Annotated in this window: 24 protein-coding genes and 1 riboswitch; of the genes, 8 read left to right on the top strand and 16 right to left on the bottom strand. The window is 38.7% G+C overall.

The features are described 5' to 3' along the window. Nucleotides 1-116: 116 nt before the first annotated feature. A complete protein-coding gene (locus tag Gferi_RS25495; protein ID WP_069980919.1) occupies nt 117-428 on the bottom strand; it encodes a helix-turn-helix domain-containing protein in 312 nt (103 codons plus the stop codon). A 171-nt stretch (nt 429-599) separates the two neighbouring features. Between Gferi_RS25495 and Gferi_RS25490 the strand changes: the two genes are divergently transcribed. From Gferi_RS25490 to Gferi_RS25465, 6 genes are all read left to right on the top strand, one after another. Then, nucleotides 600-776: a helix-turn-helix domain-containing protein gene (locus Gferi_RS25490; protein WP_069980918.1), complete on the top strand. Its 177-nt coding sequence runs from the start codon at nt 600-602 to the stop codon at nt 774-776. A 35-nt stretch (nt 777-811) separates the two neighbouring features. Beyond that, nucleotides 812-1,516 carry a response regulator transcription factor gene (locus Gferi_RS25485; protein WP_236932657.1) on the top strand — a complete coding sequence of 235 codons (705 nt, stop codon included), beginning with the start codon at nt 812-814 and terminating at the stop codon, nt 1,514-1,516. Nucleotides 1,517-1,520: 4 nt separating this feature from the next. Next, a complete protein-coding gene (locus Gferi_RS25480; RefSeq protein ID WP_069980916.1) occupies nt 1,521-2,618 on the top strand; it encodes a sensor histidine kinase in 1,098 nt (365 codons plus the stop codon). Between the two features lie 90 nt (nt 2,619-2,708). Continuing rightward, nucleotides 2,709-3,617, top strand: a complete 909-nt coding sequence (locus Gferi_RS25475; RefSeq protein WP_069980915.1) for an ABC transporter ATP-binding protein — start codon at nt 2,709-2,711, stop codon at nt 3,615-3,617. Then, on the top strand, nt 3,614-4,321 hold the full coding sequence (locus Gferi_RS25470) for an ABC transporter permease (protein WP_069980914.1): 708 nt from the start codon (nt 3,614-3,616) through the stop codon (nt 4,319-4,321). The genes Gferi_RS25475 and Gferi_RS25470 overlap by 4 nt, the downstream gene beginning before the upstream one ends. 12 nt (nt 4,322-4,333) lie before the next feature. Next, nucleotides 4,334-5,068 carry an ABC transporter permease gene (locus Gferi_RS25465; RefSeq protein ID WP_069980913.1) on the top strand — a complete coding sequence of 245 codons (735 nt, stop codon included), beginning with the start codon at nt 4,334-4,336 and terminating at the stop codon, nt 5,066-5,068. A gap of 1,421 nt (nt 5,069-6,489) precedes the next feature. Here Gferi_RS25465 and Gferi_RS25460 read toward each other — a convergent pair. Next, entirely contained in the window at nt 6,490-7,374 is an 885-nt protein-coding gene (locus Gferi_RS25460; RefSeq protein ID WP_156782485.1) for an alpha/beta hydrolase, read from the bottom strand. A 409-nt stretch (nt 7,375-7,783) separates the two neighbouring features. Between Gferi_RS25460 and Gferi_RS25455 the strand changes: the two genes are divergently transcribed. Next, complete coding sequence (locus Gferi_RS25455; RefSeq protein ID WP_069981610.1) at nt 7,784-9,295, top strand: arylsulfotransferase family protein; 1,512 nt, start codon at nt 7,784-7,786, stop codon at nt 9,293-9,295. A 223-nt stretch (nt 9,296-9,518) separates the two neighbouring features. Here Gferi_RS25455 and Gferi_RS25450 read toward each other — a convergent pair whose 3' ends face one another. The 14 genes from Gferi_RS25450 to Gferi_RS25385 all read right to left on the bottom strand — a co-directional run bounded on the left by Gferi_RS25450 (nt 9,519) and on the right by Gferi_RS25385 (nt 23,249). Beyond that, nucleotides 9,519-10,484, bottom strand: coding sequence for a P1 family peptidase (locus tag Gferi_RS25450; RefSeq protein WP_083273769.1), 966 nt, complete (start codon nt 10,482-10,484; stop codon nt 9,519-9,521). A 505-nt stretch (nt 10,485-10,989) separates the two neighbouring features. Beyond that, nucleotides 10,990-12,009 carry a metal-dependent hydrolase gene (locus Gferi_RS25445; RefSeq protein ID WP_069980911.1) on the bottom strand — a complete coding sequence of 340 codons (1,020 nt, stop codon included), beginning with the start codon at nt 12,007-12,009 and terminating at the stop codon, nt 10,990-10,992. 205 nt (nt 12,010-12,214) lie between these two features. Continuing rightward, nucleotides 12,215-13,117: an S-layer homology domain-containing protein gene (locus Gferi_RS25440; protein ID WP_169833035.1), complete on the bottom strand. Its 903-nt coding sequence runs from the start codon at nt 13,115-13,117 to the stop codon at nt 12,215-12,217. Nucleotides 13,118-13,309: 192 nt separating this feature from the next. Then, nucleotides 13,310-13,792 (bottom strand): 2-amino-4-hydroxy-6-hydroxymethyldihydropteridine diphosphokinase, encoded by a 483-nt coding sequence (gene folK, locus Gferi_RS25435; protein WP_069980909.1) that lies wholly within the window; start codon nt 13,790-13,792, stop codon nt 13,310-13,312. Continuing rightward, complete coding sequence (folB, locus tag Gferi_RS25430; RefSeq protein WP_069980908.1) at nt 13,785-14,150, bottom strand: dihydroneopterin aldolase; 366 nt, start codon at nt 14,148-14,150, stop codon at nt 13,785-13,787. Before folB ends, folK begins: the two co-directional genes overlap by 8 nt. Continuing rightward, complete coding sequence (folP, locus tag Gferi_RS25425) at nt 14,138-15,004, bottom strand: dihydropteroate synthase (RefSeq protein ID WP_069980907.1); 867 nt, start codon at nt 15,002-15,004, stop codon at nt 14,138-14,140. The genes folB and folP overlap by 13 nt, the downstream gene beginning before the upstream one ends. Before the next feature lie 18 nt (nt 15,005-15,022). After that, a complete protein-coding gene (folE, locus tag Gferi_RS25420) occupies nt 15,023-15,589 on the bottom strand; it encodes a GTP cyclohydrolase I FolE (RefSeq protein WP_069980906.1) in 567 nt (188 codons plus the stop codon). 36 nt (nt 15,590-15,625) lie between these two features. Continuing rightward, nucleotides 15,626-16,450 carry an aminotransferase class IV gene (locus tag Gferi_RS25415; protein WP_069980905.1) on the bottom strand — a complete coding sequence of 275 codons (825 nt, stop codon included), beginning with the start codon at nt 16,448-16,450 and terminating at the stop codon, nt 15,626-15,628. Nucleotides 16,451-16,468: 18 nt separating this feature from the next. Next, a complete protein-coding gene (pabB, locus tag Gferi_RS25410; protein ID WP_069980904.1) occupies nt 16,469-17,839 on the bottom strand; it encodes an aminodeoxychorismate synthase component I in 1,371 nt (456 codons plus the stop codon). Continuing rightward, nucleotides 17,836-18,429, bottom strand: coding sequence for an anthranilate synthase component II (locus Gferi_RS25405; protein ID WP_069980903.1), 594 nt, complete (start codon nt 18,427-18,429; stop codon nt 17,836-17,838). The genes pabB and Gferi_RS25405 overlap by 4 nt, the downstream gene beginning before the upstream one ends. Nucleotides 18,430-18,581: 152 nt before the next feature. Further along, nucleotides 18,582-19,061 (bottom strand): HD domain-containing protein, encoded by a 480-nt coding sequence (locus tag Gferi_RS25400; RefSeq protein ID WP_069980902.1) that lies wholly within the window; start codon nt 19,059-19,061, stop codon nt 18,582-18,584. A 268-nt stretch (nt 19,062-19,329) separates the two neighbouring features. Then, complete coding sequence (locus Gferi_RS25395; RefSeq protein ID WP_069980901.1) at nt 19,330-19,560, bottom strand: DUF3892 domain-containing protein; 231 nt, start codon at nt 19,558-19,560, stop codon at nt 19,330-19,332. 145 nt (nt 19,561-19,705) lie between these two features. After that, nucleotides 19,706-20,602 carry a DMT family transporter gene (locus tag Gferi_RS25390; RefSeq protein ID WP_069980900.1) on the bottom strand — a complete coding sequence of 299 codons (897 nt, stop codon included), beginning with the start codon at nt 20,600-20,602 and terminating at the stop codon, nt 19,706-19,708. Between the two features lie 178 nt (nt 20,603-20,780). Then, on the bottom strand, nt 20,781-23,249 hold the full coding sequence (locus tag Gferi_RS25385) for a fibronectin type III domain-containing protein (protein WP_069980899.1): 2,469 nt from the start codon (nt 23,247-23,249) through the stop codon (nt 20,781-20,783). 207 nt (nt 23,250-23,456) lie between these two features. Further along, nucleotides 23,457-23,591, top strand: a riboswitch (cyclic di-AMP (ydaO/yuaA leader). An 8-nt stretch (nt 23,592-23,599) separates the two neighbouring features. Here Gferi_RS25385 and Gferi_RS25380 point away from each other — a divergent pair. After that, a complete protein-coding gene (locus Gferi_RS25380; protein ID WP_069980898.1) occupies nt 23,600-24,298 on the top strand; it encodes a cell wall hydrolase in 699 nt (232 codons plus the stop codon). Nucleotides 24,299-24,362 lie beyond the last annotated feature (64 nt).

The raw sequence follows: 24,362 nt of genomic DNA, 5'->3' as shown, positions 1-24,362 counted from the left end.
ACCTCGTTTTTGAATTTCGCCTCCGCACTTTCACATCGGTAACCTTCATTTCTGTCAGGCACTTTGAAGTGCTGCTACAACTTACCAATAAGTAAAATTTGTGCGCAATAAAACTTTCAAACATGACCTATGGGTTTATCCGACTGGCGGACAGATAAATCAGTAATTTCATAGGAGTTATTGATTTGCCTGCCGACGAGGAAATTTTTTGTAACAGCAATCAGCCCTGCATCCGAAAGCTGTTTGATAGCTTTGCTGACAGAGCTTACCGCAATTCCACAGACCGATGCGATGGTTTGCTTGCTTGGATAGCATCCGCTTTTTTTGTTTCTGCATTTGCATAGATAGCAATACACATAAAATGCAATCGGTGATAGTTTAAAATCAAAAATCTGATTTTGTACGACAAAAAAGTTACCTCGTTTCATGTTTGCGAACACTCCTTTCGAACGAGAAAGAGAAGGTATAAAACTGCCCCTCACTTCTTTTAAGGAAAAAGTGAGAAGCTGCACAACCCATAAAGTTGAGATTTATTCTCTTGATTTTATTCGTTTTTGCGTATACACTAAAAGTTATATATGCACAATGGAGGAATGCAAATGCTTAATTATATATCTGTACAGCAGGCTGCTGATAAATGGGGGATTTCTAAGCGGAGGATACAGAAGCTCTGTGAGGAAAACAGGATTACTGGAGCCATTCGCTTTGGTCATGCATGGGCGATACCAAAGGATGCAGAAAAACCTTTAGATGCAAGAAAGAAAAAAGCATTTTAATGTAATATTATTTGTTTAGCAAAGGAGAGATGAAAATGGAACAACATATTCTGCTGGTAGACGATGAAACTGGAATTTTAGATATGCTCGAGATCGTTTTGAGAAAAGAAGGCTTCCAGAATATCAAAAAAGCACAGTCTGGCAAGGAAGCACTACAGATGATTCAGGAATTTACACCCAGACTGATTGTATTAGACATCATGCTTCCAGATATCAGTGGGCTGGAGCTTTGTATGGAACTACGCAAGAATACAGATGTGCCCGTACTTTTTCTGACGGCTAAAACATCGGACTATGACAAATTAGCAGGGTTCGCCATGGGCGGAGATGATTATATTACAAAGCCTTTTAATCCAATGGAGCTTGCTGCGCGGATTAAGGTTCAACTCAGGCATCAGCAGATATATTTACACAAAGAACAGAAGCATATTTTAGAATTTGAAGATTTCAGTATCAACAAAGACTCGTGCGAGGTGAAACAAAATGAAATAATTTTGGAGTTCACTGCTTTAGAATATTCCCTTCTCCTTTTTTTCGCAGAACATCCCAACCGTATTTTTACGGTTGCGCAATTGTATGAAAGCGTATGGGGGCAAGCTAATTTCGGCGATGAAAAGACAGTTGTGATACATATTTCTAAAATTCGCAAAAAGATTGAACCAAGCAGCGAAAAACCAAAATATATCCAGAATATCCGTGGATTGGGATATAAATTTATCCCACATAAAAAGGAGAATTGAGGTTATGAAAACTTCTTTAAAAATGGGGATGCGAATTCTTGTTTTGATTGTTCTACTGTTGCTGGCTTATATACTTTGTTTTGGTATCATTATGATTTTATTTATTATGGTACGAAATGTATTTCCTTTCCTTAGAAATGTGAATGTGGGGATTTTCCGATCTACTGTGCTGCTTGTTTTAGGAATACTTACAGCATATCTGTTCATTTGGATAAGCATAAGACCCATTCTCCATATAATCCATTGGATTCAGTCGCTGGCGCAGGGAACCCTTCAGGAGCCTGTTATGAGCGGCTTTTTATCGCACAGGGATTCCTTTTTTTACAAATGTACACAGTTCCTATATAAAGAGCTTCTGATGCAGATGCAAATGTTGACCGATAAATTAATACAAAGCGAAACAGATCGAAGAATGTTAGAGAAAAACCGCAGGGAATGGCTTGCAGGAATAACACACGATTTGAAAACACCGCTTTCCTATATTCAAGGGTACGCTTCCATGATTTCTGCCGATCAATATAAGTGGTCTGACATTGAATTAAAAGATTTCGGCATAAAAATTGAGGGAAAATCCACACATATTAAAAACCTTATAGATGATTTAAATGTTTCATTCCAATCTGAGGATGGAAAAGTCACTCTTCAAAAGACGCAGACGGAAATGATAGAATTTCTGCGGAAGATCGTACTGGATATCGCCAATTCACCCCGTTGTGTTGAGTATGCTTTTTCTTATGAGTCGGATTTGGAAACCTGTTTTCTGGACGTAGATACCATCCTATTGCAGAGAGCGCTGCAAAATGTTCTCATCAATGCGGTAGTTCACAACCCGCCGGAGACAGAAATACGAGTATCTATAAAAAAGCAACAGAATACTTTTTGCATACAGATTACAGACAACGGCAACGGAATGAGCGAGGAAACCAGAAGCAATTTATTTAAAAATTATTACAGGGGAACATCAACAGACCGCCCACCCCAAGGCTCGGGGCTTGGCATGGCGATTGCCAAGCAATTTGTTGAGCTACATAATGGTACAATCCGTGTAGAAAGCGCACCCAGAAAAGGGACTACCATCCTGATCGAATTATCCATTCTATAATACGATTTTACTTACATTTTACTTTCGTTTACCTGAGAATAAGATTCATGATCTATAATCCTGTTATAAAGAAAAACAGGAGGAAAAATCATGTCTGAATATATTATTGAAACCAGCGGCCTGACACGGCGTTTTGGTGAACACGTTTCGGTGGATCATATTGATTTACGAGTTCCGGAAGGAAAAATTTACGGTTTTTTAGGAGCAAACGGTGCGGGAAAAACCACAACCATCCGTATGCTACTCAGCTTGATTCATTCAGATGAAGGGTCCATTCAAATCATGGGGCGCTCACTGAGGCGCGACCGGGAAGCAATTTTAAGAAATGTAGGTTCTCTTGTAGAATCACCCTCTTATTATAGACATTTATCGGCGTATAAAAACCTTAAAATCATATCGGAGCTTATGGGTTTACCAGAAAGGAACATTAGTGAAGTCCTTGATACCGTTCGGCTGACCCCATATGCACAGCAAACCGTAAAAGGGTATTCTCTCGGTATGAAACAGCGTTTAGGAATCGCTCAGGCATTAATCCGCAAGCCACGAATTTTAATACTGGACGAACCTATCAACGGCCTTGATCCAGCCGGTATTCAGGAAATTCGCAATTTGATGTTGTCCCTGTCTCACGAACAGGGGATAACCATTTTTTTGTCCAGCCATATTTTGAGTGAAATTCAATCAATTTCTGATTATGTGGGCATCATCCAGAACGGCAAGCTTATCTTTCAAGACCGTATTGAGGAACTTAAAAAGAACAGCCAAACACGACTATCTATTATTACCGATCATCCGGATGAAGCATACCGTGCGCTTTCTGCTCATGGAGCAGAGGTTGAACTAAAAAACAATGAACTGCTGATTCCTATAACAGAGGGAATGAGTCAGGCAGAAATATTCAAACTGCTTCAGCCGTATTCGGTGCAGCATGTCAGCGAACATACCGCATCTTTGGAAGATATCTTTTTACAGTTGACTGGAAAAGGAGAAAGCTTATGATGAAAAGGGTACTTTCTTCTGAGTACATTAAAATAAGGCGAATTTGCTTATGGATTCCGGCCATCAGTGCGGCCATTCTGCTTTTATTCACTTGTATTGAATGGTACTTGTATTTCCGTCAGGGTGAATCCGGCGTCTATGCAGGGCTGAATGTCATGTACATGTTTTTGTCTTTTACCGTGTTGCTGACGGGTTCCTTGCTGTGTAGTATCATGGCTGAAACCGAACATCAATCGCAGGGATTGAAATTGATATTTTCCATGCCGGTGAGCCGAACAACATTCTACTTCACCAAGGCAATTTGGATAGGTATTTTGATGTTGGGATGCAGCCTGTTGATTATTGGAGGGTCATCGGTGATTTGGCTTGTATATACTGACCAGCCTCTGCCATTCTATTTCTTAGTCAAGCAGGTTTTGGGCTGCCTTGCCGCATCTCTCCCAGTGCTTGCGATTCAACAATTTTTATCGCTTCGTTTTCACAACCAAACGCTTCCGTTGGCGGTGGGTGTGATTGGCGCTATCTCAAGCTTGTTTCTTGGAAGATTCGGAGTGAAAATCCTATATATCCTGCCGTGGGCATACCCCTCTATGGCCAGTCCTTTTATTAAAGGGTATATTAATTGGATTGTTTTGGGGGCAGTACTGGGAATGTTTTTGCTCTGGGCAGGAGCCATGCGCTTTCGTGCCCTGGAAATCAAATAGGAGGAATCTGATATGGGAAAATTATTTGTTTCAGAATGCAAGAAAGTCAGATGGCTTTTGGTTTTTCTTCTGATTTTTATGGATATAGCGGCTAGTTTTGTGCTCGCCGCAGGAAATGTAAAATCTTTGACTAATTACTTTGCCCCTAATTGGAACACACTGTATTTTCAGGCCGTCTCTTTTCATGGAATGTTTTTTCTTCCGCTCTTTGCCGGAATATTTGCAGCGTTTCTATGTTTTTACGAACACAAAAACGGGGCATGGAAGCAGCTCCTGACGCTGCCATTTCCACGCTGGAAAATATATCTGTCCAAATTTTTAGTGTTAATTTTTCTTTTGGCTATCGTACAAATCATGTTTTTAGCTGGCTATTTGATAACAGGGAATCTTATTCACGTAGAAGGGCTCATTCCATGGAAAACGGTATTGACCGGTATTGTCGGCGGATGGTTTGCTTGTCTTCCATTGGCAATGCTCCAGCTTGGCTTATCAACCCGGTTCAAGTCTTTTGGTACAGCACTTTTATTCAGTATCTCTATGGTGATACCCAATATAGTTATCACTGGATTCAATTCTTATATAGGGGCATGGTTTCCTTTTGCTCCGCCCTATTACGCCATGTTTCCGCAAGGACTGAATCTTTCTCCAAGGCTGGAGCCGATTCCATTTATATTGATTCTTACAGTCACTTTTATTATTTATTTTATCACTGGCTTTCGGTCTTTTGTTCGCAAGGATTGGATGTAACTAAGAAATAACAGCCTAACAGTCAGCTTACGCTTTACGGCAGCAATAAGTTTCAACAAATGCATCATGCATTTGCTTTAAGGTATCTTTAGCGTAGCTGTCATCTGCAGAATTGTAGGACTCATCAAGTTTTGCAAAATCCACAGTCGGAAGCATTTTGTTTAGGCACTCAATATAGGCTTCTTGAAGATTTCTATTTTACACTCCTTTTTTGTCATGAATTACCGCTTTACATCTCGCCCATGGTCATACCCATACGCTCAGTTTCACTTCCTTCCATCACTTCATCAATTAAGATAAAGTCGTGATAGCTAATTGTTATAGGCCACGATTCACGTCAGTAAAAGTTCAATTTTAAGCCTCTTTTTTGACAGTTGCTCCATTAAAAAAGCAAAAAAGAGATATACGTTTCACATACATCTCAAGTGATGATAAAATAAATCAAAAAAACTTGTACAAGTACATATTATCATTACTATCAACATTTTTAAATACTCCCAAGGAAGATTTTTATTGTGGGGTTAAGGAATATCCTCGAAATCTATTACAAGATACTTTGGTTTAATATATAAATTTCATTAAGCCATCGCCACATTTCATAATATGCGGCGATGGCTTATTTACTATAAGATGTGCTTTTACGGTGTATCGAGTTTTTATTTCAAAATTTTGTTATGACTACTTCTTTTAAGCTATCTGAAATATTTCGAATAAAATTGTGAGGTGAAATTGCTTTATCAGTTATCCTTTTAATTATTCAATAATTGTTATATTAATTAACATAAAAACTTACCACAAGTTTTTCGCATCTTGGGCTAATAACAGCAAAGCACAGAGGAAACACTTAACTTGCAAAGATGAATACCTTTAAAATCAAAGCATCCATCTTTATTTATATATCTATTACGTATTGGGGTCTCGCCAACATTTCCGACTTTGTTGGCAAGACCCTAATTAGGTAAAAACAAGCAATAAAGGGATTATGATTTTGGGAAAAATTAAGGAACACACAACCATTAGATTTCGAACACAAATCTAAGTTTAATGAATAGGTACCAATAACGACCTTTAAAGGACATGCAAATAGAAGGGGAAAAAGTATTTATAATATAGCTGTTTTCTAGTCCCAATAATTTTCCTAAAATATTACTTCCACTTTTGTATTGAAAGTTTCTAAAAGTATACCTTTAGGGACAAACCCTGTTTTTCATTACTTTTTATCTTGTATAAATTTTATTTTTTAGGATATATAATAAAATAGAAGTACTGCATTAACAGCACCAGTATCAACTGTTTGAGATTTAGTGGTACTTTTATAGTGACAAATGTTACTCATAGGGGTGGGGGGAGCATCCGGGGGCAAAGTAACTTCCAGTTAAATGTAATTAATTACTTTAATCAAGTATTAATGTAGATTTCAATTAACTTAATACAAAATTTAGCGCTTGCCTTAATTTATCGTCAAAGTCATCAGGTGCTCTATGGCCTACTCCATTGTTAATGTAATATGCATAACAAAGACCCGCCTCATCAAATTCTCTCAACATTTCTTCTTCACATTCTATTGGCAGTTCCAACTCACCTTCCATAAATATCCCCTTTACTCCCCTTGCAGCAGCCAGCTCCACATTCTCCTTAGAAAAAGTTTCCGGCTTTTCATGTGGGCAGAGGCAGATAAATCCTTTTATCGGGAGGACATTTGACATTATAAAATCAATAGTGGCTATAGCCCCACCGGAAAAACCTCCTATAAAGATCGTGCTTTCATTTACAGAATAGCTCTTAACTATTGAGTCATAACATTCTTTTATGTCACGTCTTGCATTTACTAAGTCTTTAAGCCATCCATATCCATTGTGACATATAGCCTGCGAGGACTGAATATAAACAAATATAAAGTTATTAGCTAAAAAAACATCTGGTTTCCAATATTGGCTAAACTCTTTTATATTACATACACCATCTCCATGTAAAGCTATAAAAATTGGATATTTCTTTTCCGGATCATACTTTTCCGGAAGATGTACTTCATATTCAGCCTTTGCTCTTGAATTAATTTCTGCAAACAATCTATTGTTCTGTTCAAGTAAATTTTTATATCCATGTTTTTGTTGTAGTGGTTTATAGCGTTCAAAGTGTAAAGGAAATGCATAACCTTGATTTATGACTTGCTTAATGGTTTCAAAGCACTCGTCATATTTCTTACACATAGTGAGTAAAACTGTTTTAACCCTCATTATCATAAAATAGTTATCGTTAAACTCTTGTTCAGGTAAGGTAACAACCCCCTTATAAAATAATTCCAATGCTTCTTCGTATTTTTTTGATCGTATAGATTATCAATATCCCTATCGAATTCTATAAACTTATTATATTGCATTATTATGCCTCCTTTTTAATTCATTTAAGATGTAGTTTGGATAGGTTACTCTTGATAATTCAGTTAATTCCTTTATTCTAATAAATTTTTAACTGCACACTCCATAATATTATCATCAACGCTCTGTAGATTTCAATTTGTCTAGTTCTAAATTTAATTCCAAATTTTCATATGCTTCCTTTGCGCCCGTTTTCTCATATAAAATTAGTATCGGTGGCGATGCCAAGACCATATGTGATGATGGCGAATTTGTAAACATAACAAAAATAACTGTTAATAAATATGGCTTGACTTCATTTAACTAAACATAAAAAATAATAGGAGATGATATGGGAATGGATGACTTTATATCGGGAAAACCATCACAAAAGTCCTCAGATAATTTAAGCCCACAAGTGTGGAATTTTGTTTCGGCTCCAGCCTTGCATCCCATGAAGGTCACTTTAAATGTGAATAAACCTGGAACAGCTCCCGGCTTAATATTCGTTGCGCCATATACTGCGTATGGGTCAACGATGATCGGGCAAACAGGCGCATTGATCATGGATCAGACCGGTAACCCGGTCTGGTTTAGACCACTCGATAGTAGATATATACAAAATACCGACTTTAGAGTACAATTCTACGAAGGAGAACCAGTTCTTGCCATGTGGCAGGGAACGATATCAGGTACTCAGTCTGCGAATCCTAATCTCCCAGCTGAGGATCCTGAGCCTGGTGCTTATTTTCAAATCATGAATCAGAATTATAAAGTTATAAAAAGACTCACTGCCAAAAAAGGGTTCACTTCCGATGTTCACGAGTTTATTATTACAAAACGAAATACAGCCTTGTTTACAGCTGTCAAACAAGTGCCCGCAGATTTAACACCGTATGGAGGTCCAGCAGATGGATATTTTGACAATTACTCCATTCAGGAAGTCGATCTCAAGACAGGCCAGCTTCTTTTCTTTTGGGATGTGCTAGCTCATGTTGATCCGGCCGACTCGATGATACCCGCCTCATCTGCAACAAGCTCCAATAATATTTGGGACTGTTACCACGTGAATTCAGTTGAAGAGGGGCCGAACAATACACTCTTGATTAGCATGCGTAACATGTGGGCTATTTATAATATTGATAAAAAAACGGGAAATATAATATGGCAGCTTGGCGGAAAACAAAGTGATTTTACTTTTGGTCCAAACGCTACATTTTCCTGGCAGCATGATGCGCGTCATAGACCAGGGAATAGGATAAGTTTGTTTGATGATGCTTGTTGTGCTTGTCCAAGTTGTCCGCCTGAGGGTCCAGCACGTGGTTTAATCCTCCAGCTTGATTTCCAGAACATGACTGCAAATCTAGACCGGACATATTACCATGATCCGACACTATATGTTCCAAGTCAGGGAAATGTACAAAAACTGCCGAATGGAAATCAATTTGTTGGATGGGGACAGGAACCATATGTTTCTGAATATACAAATGCCGGTAATAATGAAGAAGATCCTTCATTGAATTTTTTATATGATATGCAGTTTCCTGGTCAAAATCTTTCTTACAGGGCGTTTAAGAATAAATGGGTAGGTTTGCCGCTTTATCCACCCAGTATCGCTGCAGAGCTGTTTTGTAAAGCTGCGGTTGTTTATGCATCATGGAACGGTTCAACTGAAACTGCCGCCTGGCAGGTGCTGGCTGGTCCAACACCTTATAGATTATCAGTAGTGATAACTAGCACCCCTCGCACCGGGTTTGAAACAAAAATTGATGTTAATTCAGATGGACCGTATTTTCAGGTAAATGCATTGAATTCATATGGCCAAGTGATTGGTACGTCACGGATTATTCGTGCACGACAATTTCATTAAGTAAAAAAATAGAAAAATGTTCTTGATTAACTCGGTTACGTGGGATACATGTATTACACACTATATAAAGTACAACTGATTAATCTCTTTTTAGCCATAGAAAAATCTCCAGGGTGATATTATTTTATATCGCTCCGGAGGTATACATAAAACTATTCACACTCTCAGGTAAACTTCCTATCTTTAAACCAAGCCCAAAGAGTAGCTGTTACAGATTCAGGTCCTATCTTGGTCCGTATGTCCAAGATTGTGCTGCCAGCGCCCCCCGTATAATTGCCTGCTCAAGTACTACTGCTGCGGCTGTTCCCACCAACGTAACGAGTTCGTCACCCGTCAGGTTACTGGTGTATGAACCCAGGGCGAGGCAGAAAATCGTGTCACCGTCCCACTGAGTGTGATCGGGGGAGATGGCCCGAGCCATTCCATCTTCAGCGAGTGTTGCCACCCTGTTGGCCTCTGTCTTGGTTATCCGCGCTGTGGTAGCCACTACGGCGATTGTGGTGTTCATGGTCTGGCTATACGGTGAAGGCACACCGGCCAGCATCGCTCGGGTCTGATTGACGAAGGTTCCATCAGGACTTAGTGCTCCCACGACAATACGGCCCCCACACCATACGTCTCCGACGGGATTGACCACCGCCAGGGCCGCTACCACAGGGCCGCCGGGAATGTGCAGGGAGGCAGTGCCCAGTCCAGACTTCATCGGCTTCCCGTAGATTTTTCCCGCTGTCGCTCCCGCTCCAGCACCCACATTTCCTTCCTGCACGGGGCCTGCATTGGCAACTCGGCAGGCGGCATAGGCCAGGGCTGCATCAGGTGGAGGTGAGCCTTTGGCGAAGGGGAGGTCGTAGATGACCGCCGCAGGTACGAGAGGTAATTCATCGATCCCTTGTTCAACAAGCCAGCGCATCACACCGCCCGACGCCGGTAACCCAAAGTAACTGCCACCGGTGAGGAGGATACCATGTACAGGAGATTCTGCAGTACCTGGCCGGATCCTATCGGTATTCTGGGTACCGGGGCTACCTCCACTTACGTCTACGCCGGTAACCGCTCCATCTGGGCAGAGAATCACTGTGCATCCCGTACGGCCACCTTTGTCCTCGGCGTTTCCCACCAGGATGCCGGGAATATCAGTAAGTCCTCCCATATTAGTTATTTTCATTTCTCGATAATTTCCTTTGATCAAATATCTCACCTTCATCATTAAAGAATGTGGGAATCCGTTGAAGTAGTTGTTAAACGCCTCTCGGACTGCGTCATATTATGGGCACCTGGTAAAACGATACATCCAGTTAGAATTCCTTTTTGGGGACATACAAACAACTCTTCCTATCCCAGATTAATATATTACATAATATTAAAAATATATAAATTATGTGAATAAAGTTTTATGACCTAGCGAGGCAGTAGCTAGGGTACCAAGGCAGGCTACGGTTTATTTCTACCACCAAGCTTGGTCATACATTTTGCTCTGAGGCACCTGTAGTACGTCCAAAGGAGCAGCCTCAGGCATATCCAATATAATCTTGAAGATGCCCAGGTCCTTTTAGAAAATCTACTGCACAAACTTAGAACTACAGATGAACGATATCGCTGCTTAAAAGAATATCTCAGACGAAATCCTATAGAAATAGAATAAGCCCTGGCATTCCAGAGCTTAAATTTTATTTAGATGCTATTAAAAGTCTATTTTATATTAGCTTTATCGATCCATCAAAGATTACAAAAGACACAATCGATGTTACTAATAATGTCAATACATATCCCTTTTCAAAGATGTTTCCAAGTTTAGTACCTGTACTAATGAGTGGCACGCTAAGCCTAATACTTAAAACCTGGTGCAGCAAACTATACAACTTAAATTTTCTTAACCGCTTATGCAATCCTATCTTTTCTAAGATTCTTGGCAGCACCGATAGGGGGACCCCTTCCTTGGTAAAAATATCTGTAAAGTATAGATGGCTGATATACCCAATCATAAAGGCATATCTAAATTCCGGATAGCCTATCCTATTGGTTAAATAAGATACTGCAGCTGTAAAGATTAAAAATCCTTCTATGGAATGAAAAAAGCTTCTGTGGGGGAAAATTGCTACAGCAATAAATAAAGCTCCAACCAAATACAAGTATGGATCCTTTCCATGGGACGCGTTATATCCTATGATCCATAGTCCTGCACCCCCATAAATTATAATCATCATCATTCTTTTTAGTAACGCGCTTCCTCTATTTATTCCTGTAGTAATACTGGTGTAGATATTTCCTATCAGTGGCAACTTTGTGAGTACTCGTGTTCCCTTTCTTCCGCATACCCCTAATATCAAAAAGAATGCTGCAGCTCCATAGGTAATTCCCTCGGCATAGGGCTTTATATTATTAAAATACCAAAGCATTTTAATAATATCCCCTCGAAAAAACAAAATACCTGCCCCGATCCCAAGGGTAAATATTATAGATAATAGTTTTTTTAGTATGTCTTCCCCTGTATCCACTAATTTATTGGCGCTTCCTACTACGGGATTCATTTGATTAATCTTACTATGTTGACTGTCCACATCTGCCATCAACGCTGCTGCCCCGGCGATACACGCAGCGGCTATATTGATCTCTCCTCTCCCTCCTCCGATCACTGGTAAATTTGCTATATGTGGCACTGTACTGGCCAATACATAGCTTAGTATCCCCACTTGAAAATGGGTTCTTCCCATCATTTGTTCCACCTCCTTAGCTATTATATCAGGATATGTATCAATTTCAATCCTATTCTAGCAGTTTGAATTAATAGGTTAGCGCATTTTCTAGATAAAACAAAAAAACCTTTCTGGAATTTTGCTAACCTTTCCAGAAAGGAGTTTCTTACTTTACTCACCAACAAACTATTATATAAATTCAAGCCTAAGTTGGCTCTTTATTATACTATTTGTTTAATAAATTGAAAATAACTTGTGCACCTTCTGCACGATTTGTAATTCCTTTTGGAGCAAATTGATCTTCTGCTCTACCTTTCATTAATCCAACAGCTACTACTTTGTTTACATTTTCTTTAGCCCATGCACTGATTTGCTCTTCATCAGCAAAAGTAGCTTCTTCAGCATCTTCCACTTTTTCACCTATTTTTAGTTCATATGCTTGAAGGATCATTGTAGCCATTTCTTCACGCGTAATATTTTTATTTGGTGCAAAATGTGTTTCACTCATTCCTTTTACAATTCCTGCTTCATAAGCCGCTTGTACCGTATTCGCATACCAAGCATTTTCAGAAATATCAACAAATCTTGAACTTCCTGTTGCTTCTAATCCTAATGTATTTACTAATAAGGTAACAAACTCAGCTCTTGTCATTTGTTTTGCAGGAGCAAATTCAGTTTCACTCATTCCCTTAACAATGTCTTTATCTCTTAATTCATGAATCACATCAAATGCCCAGTGATTTTCTGGTACGTCAGTAAATAATTTTCTTTCCGGTGTTTCTTCATCGATTTCTTCTTCATCTACTTCTTCTTCGTCTACTTCTTCTTCGTCTACCTCTTCTTCATCTACTTCTTCTTCGTCTACTTCTTCTTCGTCTACCTCTTCTTCATCTACTTCTTCATCTACTTCTTCTTCGTCTACCTCTTCTTCGTCTATTTCTTCTTCATCTACCTCTTCTTCGTTCACTTCTTCTTCATTGGTTGAATCTGTTGTCTCTGTTTCTTCAGCAGTCACTTCTTCTGCAATTTCTGCATAAACCATATTTGGTGTAATAAACATAAAAACCATACTTAGTGTAATTAGTGAAACCAGTAAAGTTCTTATTTTTTTCTTCATTTGAGTATTCATGTACTTTCCCCTTTCTTGTTTTGTCAGATAACCGTTCTCTTTAAACATTTGTTATCCTTTTATTAAGTTACACTATTCTCCTGTTAAGTGCAATACATTCAGCCAAATTACAAGAAAGAGGAAATGTGTCCAGTTTTTAGAACAAACAAAAAGCTTAGGCTCCTAACCTAAGCTTAGTATCATGGTTTCATCTCAGTTGCAGTCAATTTTTCTGATTCCTTCTTGTCCTAACTTTTCTACTATACTTCGGATATTTTGATCAAATATCCTTATATCCTTGGCAATTTCATACAAGGGAATCATTACAAAGGAACGCTCGCACATTCTGGGGTGCGGTATTGTAAGTTCTTCCTCCTGAGATAGGTAATTTTCATAGAGAAGTATATCCACATCCAACGTTCGTGGACCCCATCTTATTTCTCTTTTCCTTTTTAACTCATTTTCTATTTCATTACAACAGGACAACAGTTGTTTTGGTTGTAAACTTGTTTCAATTCCAACGACAATATTTATAAAACAATCTTGTTCTAAGTATCCTACTGGGTCTGTCTCATAGTAAGAAGAGACATCTGTTATCTGAATATCCTTATAAGCTTCAAGAATTTTTAAAGCTTTTTCAATGTTTTCTTTTCTATTTCCAATATTGCTTCCCAATCCCAAATACGCTTTAGCCATTTCTACTTCTCCTTAATTCTATGCCGAAGTAATCATATATTCCTGGAACGGGTGCTTCTGGTTTACGTATGATTACGGAAATCTCAGCAACCCGCTCAAATTTTTGCAGGATGATACCAGTAATATTTTCACCTAAAGCTTCTATCAGCTGAAACTTCTTGTTTTCAACAATATCTTTTACGAGTTCATATACTTCTGCATAGTTCACTGTATCCGCAACCGAATCAGTGATCCCTGCTGTTTTAAGATCTAAAAACAGTTCTATATCTAAGAAAAATTTTTGACCTAATTTGTTCTCTTCTCCTAGAACCCCATGATATCCATAAAAACCTAGATTTTTCATTATTATTTTATCCATGTTGTCGTTCCTCTCACAATCGCATCGGTAACCTGAGCCGCTCGTAAATTTTCTTTGACATCATGAACCCGTAGTATATCAGCTCCCTGGATAATCCCCATCACCGAAGTAGCTACGGTGCCTTCAACACGCTCTGCAGGGGGTAAATCTAAAATTTTTCCAAGCATAGATTTCCTTGAAGTTCCCAATAGCCAGGGGTATCCTAGATCATTCAATTCTCCTAATCTGGCCATGACCTGTACATTTTGTTCCGGCATTTTTCCAAATCCAATACCCGGATCTAATATAATATGTTCACGCTTTATACCAGCCTGCAGCGCAATATCAATTGACTTCATTAAAAATCGCTTGATCTCTTCCATAATATCTATTTGATACGCTGAACCCTGTTGATTATGCATAATAATCACTGGAACATCGTACTTCGCTATGACGCCGGCAATATCGGGATCCCGCTGAAGGCCCCATACATCATTGATTATGTGCGCACCTGCCTTTAATACCTGCTCTGCTACTTCAGCTTTGTAAGTATCTACAGAAATAGGCACCTTCACTGCTTTGATTAATTCTTTCACCACCGGCAGAACCCTGTTCAATTCTTCTTCGGCTGATACCTCTGCAGCGCCTGGCCTAGTGGATTCACCACCTACATCAATGATATGCGCTCCTTGTTCAACCATATTGGCAGCATGCAAGATTGCATTTTCAATCTCTGTAAAACTACCACCATCAGAAAAAGAATCGGGCGTAACATTTAATATTCCCATAATATACGTGCGCGCACCGAATTGAAATACATCATTCCCACACTTTATCCTTATATCCCGGTTAAAACTCCTTTGAATTCCTCTCATTTCTCATCACTCCCATGGTTAGCTGCCAAAATTTATTAGAGCCATAGCTTCTGCTCTAGCTTTTGCATCGTCTTGAAAAATTCCCCTTACTGCGGAGGTGAGTGTTTTGGAGCCAGGTTTTTTAATTCCGCGCATAGTCATACACATGTGTTCAGCCTCTACCACTACAATCACTCCGTGAGGATGCAATTTCTCCACTATAGTGTCTGCAATGGTTGCTGTCAAACGTTCTTGCAACTGAGGTCTTTTTGATACTGTATCCAGTACCCTCGCTAACTTACTTAGACCAGTCAGTTTACCTCCTTTAGGTATATATCCAATGTGTGCTTTCCCGTAAAACGGTACCAAGTGATGTTCGCAAACAGAGAAAAAGGGTATATCTTTAACCAACACCAACTCTTCATGTTTCTCTTCTTCAAAATAGATTTCTAGATGATCTTTGGGATCAGCTTTCAAACCTGCAAAAATTTCTTCATACATACGCGCAATACGCTTTGGTGTATCCCTTAGCCCCTCTCTATCAGGATTCTCACCTATTGCTTCTAATATATCTCTAACTGCCCTTTCAATCTTTGCCTTATCCATTTCGCCCCTTCTTCCTTGGTAAGTATTTTATAAAAGCTATATTTTACATGCTTTTTCTATCATTTCCAAATAAGCCTTTGAAAGCATAGATGTTATCTTATTTTTGCCAATATCTAATTTTTGATTTTCAATCTGAGACACAGGCATAATCTCTAATATTGAATTTGTAATAAAGATTTCATCTGCTGCTATTAGTTCTTCCATTGAAAACTCTCCAAGACTTAATTGCATTCCCAATTCCTTCCCTAATGCCAGTACTTTTTCCCGTAGAATACCTGGAAGCAGTCCACAGGAAATACTGGGTGTACAGAGCACACTATCTTTAATAAAAAAGATATTCGAAAGGGAACCTTCACTGATTTTTTCATAAATGTTCAAAAACACCGCTTCATCAAAACCCCGTTTTGCAGCCTTCTGCTTTTCCAATAAATTTTCCAAATAGTTGGCAGACTTAATATAAGTTAACATAGCATAAGGATTTCTTTTCGCCTCTGCAAAACAAATTCTAAATCCTCGATCATAGTTTTCCTTCTTATAACTATTTTGTCGTGTTGAAATAATAATATCAGTGTTATCTTTACTTTTTCCAAATAGTATTTTAATAACGCCTGACAACATCTCGTTAGCGTCTATCAAATCATTACAATGTTTTCTCAATTCATCTGAAGAAAATGAAGTAGATAGACTAAGCTTTTTACATCCACTTTGAAGTCTTTGCAGATGTTCTTCAAAAAAGAGTATTTTTCCTTCAACTACTTTAATGGTCTCAAAGATACCATATCCAAAATTATAGCCTTCACTGGCTACCATAACAGAAGCCTTTTCACTTTCTATCCGTAAACCATTTTGTATAATATACATAGCTATTCCTCGTTTATATTAGCTGCTCAGGGCTTTAAACAAGGCCCTGCCTTTGTGCAGCGTCTCTTCGTACTCCATCTCTGCATCTGAATCCCACACAATCCCACCACCTACTTGAAAATAGGCTTTTCCATCCTTACATACGATTGTTCGAATAACGATGTTTAAATCCGTATCGCCGTTGAAACCGATGTAACCAATTGATCCGGTATAAATATTCCTTTGAGTGGGCTCTAGCTCATCAATAATTTCCATTGCTCGAATTTTCGGTGCTCCAGTAATGGATCCCCCTGGAAAGGTAGCTTTTATACAATCTACAACATCGCAATCCTCTTTCATTTCTCCTACAATTGTCGATACAAGATGGTACACAGTCGCATACTCTTCTAAGTGAAAGAGTTCTGTGACTTTTACGGTCCCAGTTTTAGAAACTCTTCCTAAATCATTTCTTTCTAGATCAACAATCATCAGTAATTCAGCCTGATCTTTTTCGCTGGTTAGCAAGTCATGCCGATTTTGTTGATCCTCTTCGGGTGTCTTGCCTCTTGGGCGTGTGCCTTTTATCGGGCGAGTCTCTATGATTCTATCTTTAATCTGAATGAATCTTTCTGGAGAGCTGCTCGCAATCATTCCCTCTCCAAAATTTATTAGGCTTGCAAATGGAGCAGGATTGATGGCTCTTAGCTTGGCATATAAATCGTAGGGCGTATTTTCAAGGGTACATTCAAATCTCTGTGTAAAGTTCGCCTGATAAATATCTCCTGCTCGAATATATTCTCTGATCTTCTGAATAGCATTCAGATATACTTCCTTTGACATATTGGCTTTGAAATCTACCTCTTTTGGATTCATTTCAATCCGGACGGAAACCCCTGTTTGTTCAGCTGCAACAATCATTTCTTCAATGCGATTAACACGCCGGTCTGCAGATGATTTGATTCCTAGGGCTGCAATATAGACCGTATTTTCCCGGTGATCTACAATGATCACCCCATCATAGATGCCAAAATAGCAATCGGGAATTTGCACATCGTCCACAGCCATCCGGGGCAGTCTTTCGATATAGTGGCATAAATCATAGGACAAATATCCTACCAGTCCGCCTACAAAGGGAATCTCTGTTTTATAATCCATTTTGTACTGAGCTAAAATTTCCTTTAGCTTGTCCAATGGATTTCCATAATAAGTATTGGTTTGTTTCCCTTCAGTAATATCAATTTTGTCATCTTTACTCTTAAATACTAATAAGGGATCAAATCCAATAAAAGAAAATTTTCCTAATTTTTCATGATCCATACCACTATCAAGAAAGAAGCTATAGGCATAGTCTTTAAATATAGTATAGAGTTGAAAACTGTCTAATTTCGTATCAATTTTTCGAATAATCATCGTTTCACCTGCTTTTCTTGATCTTTAACCTGTTGTAGAAAGTTATCCAGCAACTCCATTCCCATTTCTGTTAGAATGGCCTCAGGGTGAAACTGTACTCCTTCAATCATATATTCTTTATGCCGAATGCCCATGATTTCTCCTTCACCCGTCTCAGCAGTAATTTCAAAACAAACAGGCAGACTCTCTCTTTCAATAACAAGAGAGTGGTACCGCGTAACCTTTAGCGGATTTTTTAAACCTTTAAACACGCCTTGATTATTATGTGAAATCGGATGTACTTTTCCATGGACTGGTTCTAATGCTTTTACTATTTTACCTCCAAAGACTTGTCCAATAGTTTGATGCCCTAAGCAGATTCCTAGAATAGGTATTTTTCCTTTAAAACTTTTTACAACATCTATACAGATCCCAGCCTCATTCGGTGTACATGGACCGGGAGATAAAACGATCATATTGGGATTAATTTTTTTAATTTCTTCAAGATCAATATGATTATTTCTATAAACAAGCACCTCTTCCTGCAAGCAGGACAAATACTGTTTCAGATTGTATGTAAACGAATCATAATTATCAATCATTAAGATCAATTTAGGCACCTCTCTACTGATTATACTTGGAAATATTATCTATTATTTTCTACAAAATAACAATTTTTTCACAATATATTATACCCTTTTTCATTGTTTTCCGTCAAATCAAAATCCTCCATTCTATTATGTAACAACTATACCTAAACTGTTTAATATATTAATTTCGGTTTATCTCCTTTTGAAAATCTATTACAGTCTTCAATTTCATTGCATTCTAAACAGAGTCTAGATACCTTATCGCTTCTGAATATGATCACGCTAAGGGGCGTATCTCTTCTACCGTTCTTTCGATGATTTCGTATAGCATCTAAAATCAAATCAATTTCTGCTCTCTCAAACTCACTATCTACTAGAATCTCCTCTGCTAAGTCTGCGCTAGCCTTTGCATGACTAATTCCATCCACGTATTCTTTCCATCGTCCAATATCATGAAGTAATCCAGTTGCATAGATCACATCTTTTCTTATTGGAAGACCTTCTTCTAAAGCCATAACATATGCCACTCTAGCAACATCTATGCTATGCTGCAAATTGTGCCGGCAATATACACGATCTGTTTCAGCTATATAATTACGCTGCATATACTCTACAAACAAAGGATGATTTAATATACTGGTTACACGTTCCATCAGTTTCTCCTCCTATAATTGCGCCTCTACACCAACACCTGTTGTGGTAGTATATTTTCTAGGGGCCTTTTAAATTTATACAATAAATTGCATTTGCTGTGAAAACTGCATTCATAATTTGTTCCCTCCATAGTGTTTATTCTATATTAATTTCTGTTTATTTTTCATACTTCCTTCTCTAAATATAAAAAAAGCGTCTACGACGCTTTCGACCCATATTTTTAAAATAGTAACTATATGGAGTCATATTAATATAATACTGATCCAGTCAAAAGACTGGCAAATTGTCTAAATTATCACTTTGAATATCATTTGGATTGCTCCTTAGATATTCCCTTCCATTTTTAGCTTGTCCTACATTGATACCCTCAATCTTATGATCCTTTGCCAATGCAACCGCATCATTAACGGAATAAACATTTCCATCATTTAACATAACATCTGTAATATCTCCCTGAGCATTTTTACGTACTTTAATAATCTTTGCCTTATCATTCATTAGAATTCCCTCCTTGGCATTAGTATGGAGCAGATTCCATGGAATATGCAGCAATTCTTATTTTTCAAAAATTCTCTTAAAGGCTCCATATCCTTCACGTTCCAAATCCTCCTTTGCTGAAAGAGCCTTCTCATGGTAAAAAACATTATAAGAACAGCAGTGCCACACCGATTACTGTAATAAAGGCACCCAGCATTTCTTTCCTCGTCACCCGTTCTTTAAATATAAGGATAGCAGCAGGAATTATCAAAACCGGGGTAATCGACATAATGGTAGAGGCGATTCCTGTAGTAGTGTACTGAATCGCGAAAAGGGACAGGGATACTCCGATAAAAGGTCCAAAGGCCGCGCCAATGGCAATCACCGACATTGCTTTTCGGTCCTTAGTAGAAGTAAAAAGATTTTCCCAACCCTGTCTAAGTGTAACCACGATGATAAAACCTATTATTCCTGCGATAATCCGAATCTGCGTTGCTGCAAAAGGACTATAATTTCCCATGCCAAATTTACTCAAAATTAAACCCAGTGCTTGTCCTAATGCTCCAATAAATGCATAAATCAATCCTTTTAAAGGTTTAGATAATTCTACCTTGTCCTCACCCGTATTTTTTACGAGTATTACTAAAGCAATACCGCTGATGGTAATCATCATTCCCAGTAGATTCATTACTGAAATCCGCTCTCCAAGAATAATAAATCCCAGCAGTGCCGTAATGGGTGGTACAGTAGACATGATTAACATGGAAATGCGAGAACCAACCTCTACATAGGCTTGGAAAAGAAACAGATCGCCTAGTACAAAACCAATTAATCCAGATAAGACTAACCAAAACCACATTGTCCTAGTAGCATCTAAGGGCAGAAACATCCCTCTTGTAAAAAAAGTAAATACTCCTAACAGAAAAAAAGCCATAACTAAACGAATCAGATTTACAGATAACGATCCTACTCTTCTCCCTGCGGTCTCAAAGGCTACTGCTGTTACTGTCCAGCAAATCGCTGTTGCAAATGCCGCTATTTCTCCATAATGTGCTTGTAGCATATACTTCCCCCTATATGTAAATATTTCTACTATTAGAATCTATTTGCGCTAACATTATATCACTTTTTTCAAATACCCGATATGAATTTTTTTCAATGCTTATGTATATTTACTCTATGTTTTAGAGGGCTATCGTATAGAAATTTCTATACGATAGCCCTCTAAGTTTTTGGTTATTTTAATTTTGCGGATAGGTAACCTTCACTTCTTGAATATTGCCATTCCAATCCACCTTGCACCCAAGGTTCTCTACAATAAAACGAAGTGGTACCATAGTTCTCCCTGGTGGTATAATAATAGGCTTTACATCTTTATTATCCGGATCTATAAGCATCCTTTTTCCATCTACCCGTGCAGTATTCCTGTCAATCCATAACTCGATCACTTTTTTATTTTGAGTGACCGTAACTTTCTTCTCAGTGTTTGACCATGCTACTTTTGCACCAATTGCTTCTGCCACATATTTTATCGGTAACAATGTTCTTCCTTCTCGAATAATTGGTGCAGCGTCCATTTCTTTTAGCTCATCCTCTACATAATAGACAGTATTCCCAATATATAGTCGAATTTGTATCTGATCTGAATCTATCGGTATATTTGCACTGCTCACATTGGAGTATCCTGAATTTCCTGCACTATTGTAGGCTCTTATCCGGTAGGTATAGGTTACATTAGAGGATAGTCCTGTATCTGTATAGCCTGTTTTATTTGCTCCCACTGTGGCTATTTCCTCATAACTTCCGCTTCCTGTCTTTCTCTCAATCTTAAATCCTGTTTCATTGTTGGACCGGTCCGTCCAGCTTAATTCGATTCTTGAGTTTGAGGTCACACTGGCCGATAGATTGGTTGGTGTACTTGGGACATTTCCTGTCTTCCCGCTGACTTCATTAGAATACCCCGAGTTTCCTGCACTATTGTAGGCTCTTATCCGGTAGGTATAGGTTACATTAGAGGATAGTCCTGTATCTGTATAGCCTGTTTTATTTGCTCCCACTGTGGCTATTTCCTCATAACTTCCGCTTCCTGTCTTTCTCTCAATCTTAAATCCTGTTTCATTGTTGGACCGGTCCGTCCAGCTTAATTCGATTCTTGAGTTTGAGGTCACACTGGCTGATAGATTGGTTGGTGTACTTGGGACATTTCCTGTCTTCCCGCTGACTTCATTAGAGTATCCTGAGTTTCCTGCACTATTGTAGGCTCTTATCCGGTAGGTATAGGTTGCATTAGAGGATAGTCCTGTATCTGTATAGCCTGTTTTATTTGCTCCCACTGTGGCTATTTCCTCATAACTTCCGCTTCCTGTCTTTCTCTCAATCTTAAATCCTGTTTCATTGTTGGACCGGTCCGTCCAGCTTAATTCGATTCTTGAGTTTGAGGTCACACTGGCCGATAGATTGGTTGGTGTACTTGGGACATTTCCTGTCTTCCCGCTGACTTCATTAGAGTATCCTGAGTTTCCTGCACTATTGTAGGCTCTTATCCGGTAGGTATAGGTTGCATTAGAGGATAGTCCTGTATCTGTATAGCCTGTTTTATTTGCTCCCACTGTGGCTATTTCCTCATAACTTCCGCTTCCTGTCTTTCTCTCAATCTTAAATCCTGTTTCATTGTTGGACCGGTCCGTCCAGCTTAATTCGATTCTTGAGTTTGAGATCACACTGGCCGATAGATTGGTTGGTGCACTTGGAGCTATTTCAGTTTTAACACTGACTTCATTGGAATATCCAGAGTTTCCACCCCCATTATAAGCACTTACCCGATAACTATAACTCGCGTTTGGAGAAAGGCCTAAATCACTATAAGACGTGGTATTAGCTCCAAGAATCATGATTTCTACGTAGTTTCCGTTCCCAACCTTCCTTTCTATTTTAAAACCCGACTCATCATTTGCATTGTCGTTCCAGGTTAGATTAATTCTATCATTTGCAGGAACAACCGCTGTCAGGTTAGAAGGTTTTGCAGGTGCATTGACAACAATACTCGGTGTCGTTGCGGTGGCTTCGTTGGAAAATGGCGAATATCCTCCACTATTATGGGAACGGATTCTATAATAATAGGTAGCACCCGGTGCTAATCCAGAATCAGTGTAGGTTGTGGTATTTCCATTTAGATTTCCAATAATTTCATAATTTCCGCCTATTTTTTTCCTCTCTATTTCATATCCATCTTCTCTACCCGTTTTCGTCCATGACAGATTGATTTGTGCACTTGACACTGCTGCAGCAGTCAAGTTTGTTGGCCGTGAGGGCGGATCTACGGCTTCTGGCGGTGTTGTAGCTGATACAGTGTTTGAATAAGCTGATTCTCCCGCATCGGAGTCATAAACAGCCTTAACTTGATAGATATAAGTGGTATTGGGTGCAAGGCCTGAGTCTGTATATACGTTCGTTCCCCCAGAAATTACAGCAATTACCTCAAAAGTCCCTCCTCCTGATTTTCTTTCAATATAAATATTGGCAAGTTCAGAGTTGATAAAATTCCAATTCAGTAAAACTTGTGTCGGAGTTTTTATCTCCGCAGTAAGATTTGTAGGTGCTGCGAGTAGTACAGTATCTGGATTCGCATATATATACATTCCTGGAACTATTCCACTAAAAATTATACCTACACAGACCAGCATTGTAAGGAACAATTTTATCGTCTTCATACATAATCTCTCCCTTAATTGATTGTTGTTATATTTTATTTTTGTAAATACCAATTAGACGTTATATTAGATGGTTTTGTTTCATATTTGTGGTTTTTTTTCTACATTTATCCAAAGAATTTTAAAGAAAATACTGTATGCATTGGTAATTGTTGCAGAAGGTTGACATAATACCTATTTTTTTTATATAATAGGCACTATGTTAACACATTACATTTGCTGAATCCCGGATTTTTCCGGGTACGGAGGAACCAATTTAGGGGTTAATCCATGAACTGCATGGTAGGGATCCTTCTATCCCGAACCCGACAGCTAACTTCGGAGGCAATCAAGGAAGGAGTGTATTGTGCATGAAATTGCATAAAAAATCTATCGTTGCTCTGCTTATGGTGTTTTTGATCCTATCAGTACCTATAACCAGTGCCTTTGCTAATGAGGGACAGAGCACAACCTATGTTACATTGAAGTTTGGCAGCAGAGGATCCGCTGTCACACGCCTTCAGCAGGCTTTAATTAACCAAGGATATTTAAAGGGCTCTGCTGATGGAATTTATGGATTAAAGACAGAAAAAGCTGTTATTGATTTTCAGATTGCTAAGAAGCTAAGAATTGATGGAATCGCTGGCAGAGAAACACAAACAGCATTATTCGCTCAGCCAGTTTCACGAGGAACGGCGCTTCGTGATGATGATTTATATTGGCTCGCGCGTATTATTCACGCAGAGTCGGAAGCTGAACCTTATCGAGGTAAAGTTGCTGTTGGAAGCGTCGTCGTAAACAGAGTACATTCAAAATCATTTCCAAATACAGTCAAAGGTGTAATCTTTGAGTATTTCGAGGGAATCCCACAGTTCAGCCCAGTTGCAGAAGGTACCATCTATAATACACCCAATCAAGATAGTATTAACGCAGCCCGTGATGCCCTAAATGGTGTAAAACCTGTTGGCAATGCAGAGTACTTTTTTAATCCTGATAAAGCAGCAGGACGATGGATCGTACAAAATAAGACCTATGTAACGAGAATAGGCGACCATGTATTCTATAGATAGATAGAGGTGCGGACCAAATCCGCACCTCTTCTTTGTACTTATATAAAAATATCTATTATATTAT

The sequence above is a fragment of the Geosporobacter ferrireducens genome (assembly GCF_001750685.1).
GTDB classification, from domain to species: domain Bacteria; phylum Bacillota; class Clostridia; order Peptostreptococcales; family Thermotaleaceae; genus Geosporobacter; species Geosporobacter ferrireducens.
The sequence above is the reverse complement of the archived record's forward strand: the minus strand, read 5'-3'. Positions and strand labels throughout refer to the sequence as shown.

Coding starts and splice junctions, on each gene's coding strand:
- Gferi_RS25495 (WP_069980919.1), bottom strand. CDS start 428: ATGAAACGAGGTAACTTTTTTGTCGTACAAAATCAGATTTTTGATTTT.
- Gferi_RS25490 (WP_069980918.1), top strand. CDS start 600: ATGCTTAATTATATATCTGTACAGCAGGCTGCTGATAAATGGGGGATT.
- Gferi_RS25485 (WP_236932657.1), top strand. CDS start 812: ATGGAACAACATATTCTGCTGGTAGACGATGAAACTGGAATTTTAGAT.
- Gferi_RS25480 (WP_069980916.1), top strand. CDS start 1,521: ATGAAAACTTCTTTAAAAATGGGGATGCGAATTCTTGTTTTGATTGTT.
- Gferi_RS25475 (WP_069980915.1), top strand. CDS start 2,709: ATGTCTGAATATATTATTGAAACCAGCGGCCTGACACGGCGTTTTGGT.
- Gferi_RS25470 (WP_069980914.1), top strand. CDS start 3,614: ATGATGAAAAGGGTACTTTCTTCTGAGTACATTAAAATAAGGCGAATT.
- Gferi_RS25465 (WP_069980913.1), top strand. CDS start 4,334: ATGGGAAAATTATTTGTTTCAGAATGCAAGAAAGTCAGATGGCTTTTG.
- Gferi_RS25455 (WP_069981610.1), top strand. CDS start 7,784: ATGGATGACTTTATATCGGGAAAACCATCACAAAAGTCCTCAGATAAT.
- Gferi_RS25445 (WP_069980911.1), bottom strand. CDS start 12,009: ATGATGGGAAGAACCCATTTTCAAGTGGGGATACTAAGCTATGTATTG.
- Gferi_RS25440 (WP_169833035.1), bottom strand. CDS start 13,117: ATGAATACTCAAATGAAGAAAAAAATAAGAACTTTACTGGTTTCACTA.
- folK (WP_069980909.1), bottom strand. CDS start 13,792: ATGGCTAAAGCGTATTTGGGATTGGGAAGCAATATTGGAAATAGAAAA.
- folB (WP_069980908.1), bottom strand. CDS start 14,150: ATGGATAAAATAATAATGAAAAATCTAGGTTTTTATGGATATCATGGG.
- folP (WP_069980907.1), bottom strand. CDS start 15,004: ATGAGAGGAATTCAAAGGAGTTTTAACCGGGATATAAGGATAAAGTGT.
- folE (WP_069980906.1), bottom strand. CDS start 15,589: ATGGATAAGGCAAAGATTGAAAGGGCAGTTAGAGATATATTAGAAGCA.
- Gferi_RS25415 (WP_069980905.1), bottom strand. CDS start 16,450: ATGTATATTATACAAAATGGTTTACGGATAGAAAGTGAAAAGGCTTCT.
- pabB (WP_069980904.1), bottom strand. CDS start 17,839: ATGATTATTCGAAAAATTGATACGAAATTAGACAGTTTTCAACTCTAT.
- Gferi_RS25400 (WP_069980902.1), bottom strand. CDS start 19,061: ATGGAACGTGTAACCAGTATATTAAATCATCCTTTGTTTGTAGAGTAT.
- Gferi_RS25395 (WP_069980901.1), bottom strand. CDS start 19,560: ATGAATGATAAGGCAAAGATTATTAAAGTACGTAAAAATGCTCAGGGA.
- Gferi_RS25390 (WP_069980900.1), bottom strand. CDS start 20,602: ATGCTACAAGCACATTATGGAGAAATAGCGGCATTTGCAACAGCGATT.
- Gferi_RS25385 (WP_069980899.1), bottom strand. CDS start 23,249: ATGAAGACGATAAAATTGTTCCTTACAATGCTGGTCTGTGTAGGTATA.
- Gferi_RS25380 (WP_069980898.1), top strand. CDS start 23,600: ATGAAATTGCATAAAAAATCTATCGTTGCTCTGCTTATGGTGTTTTTG.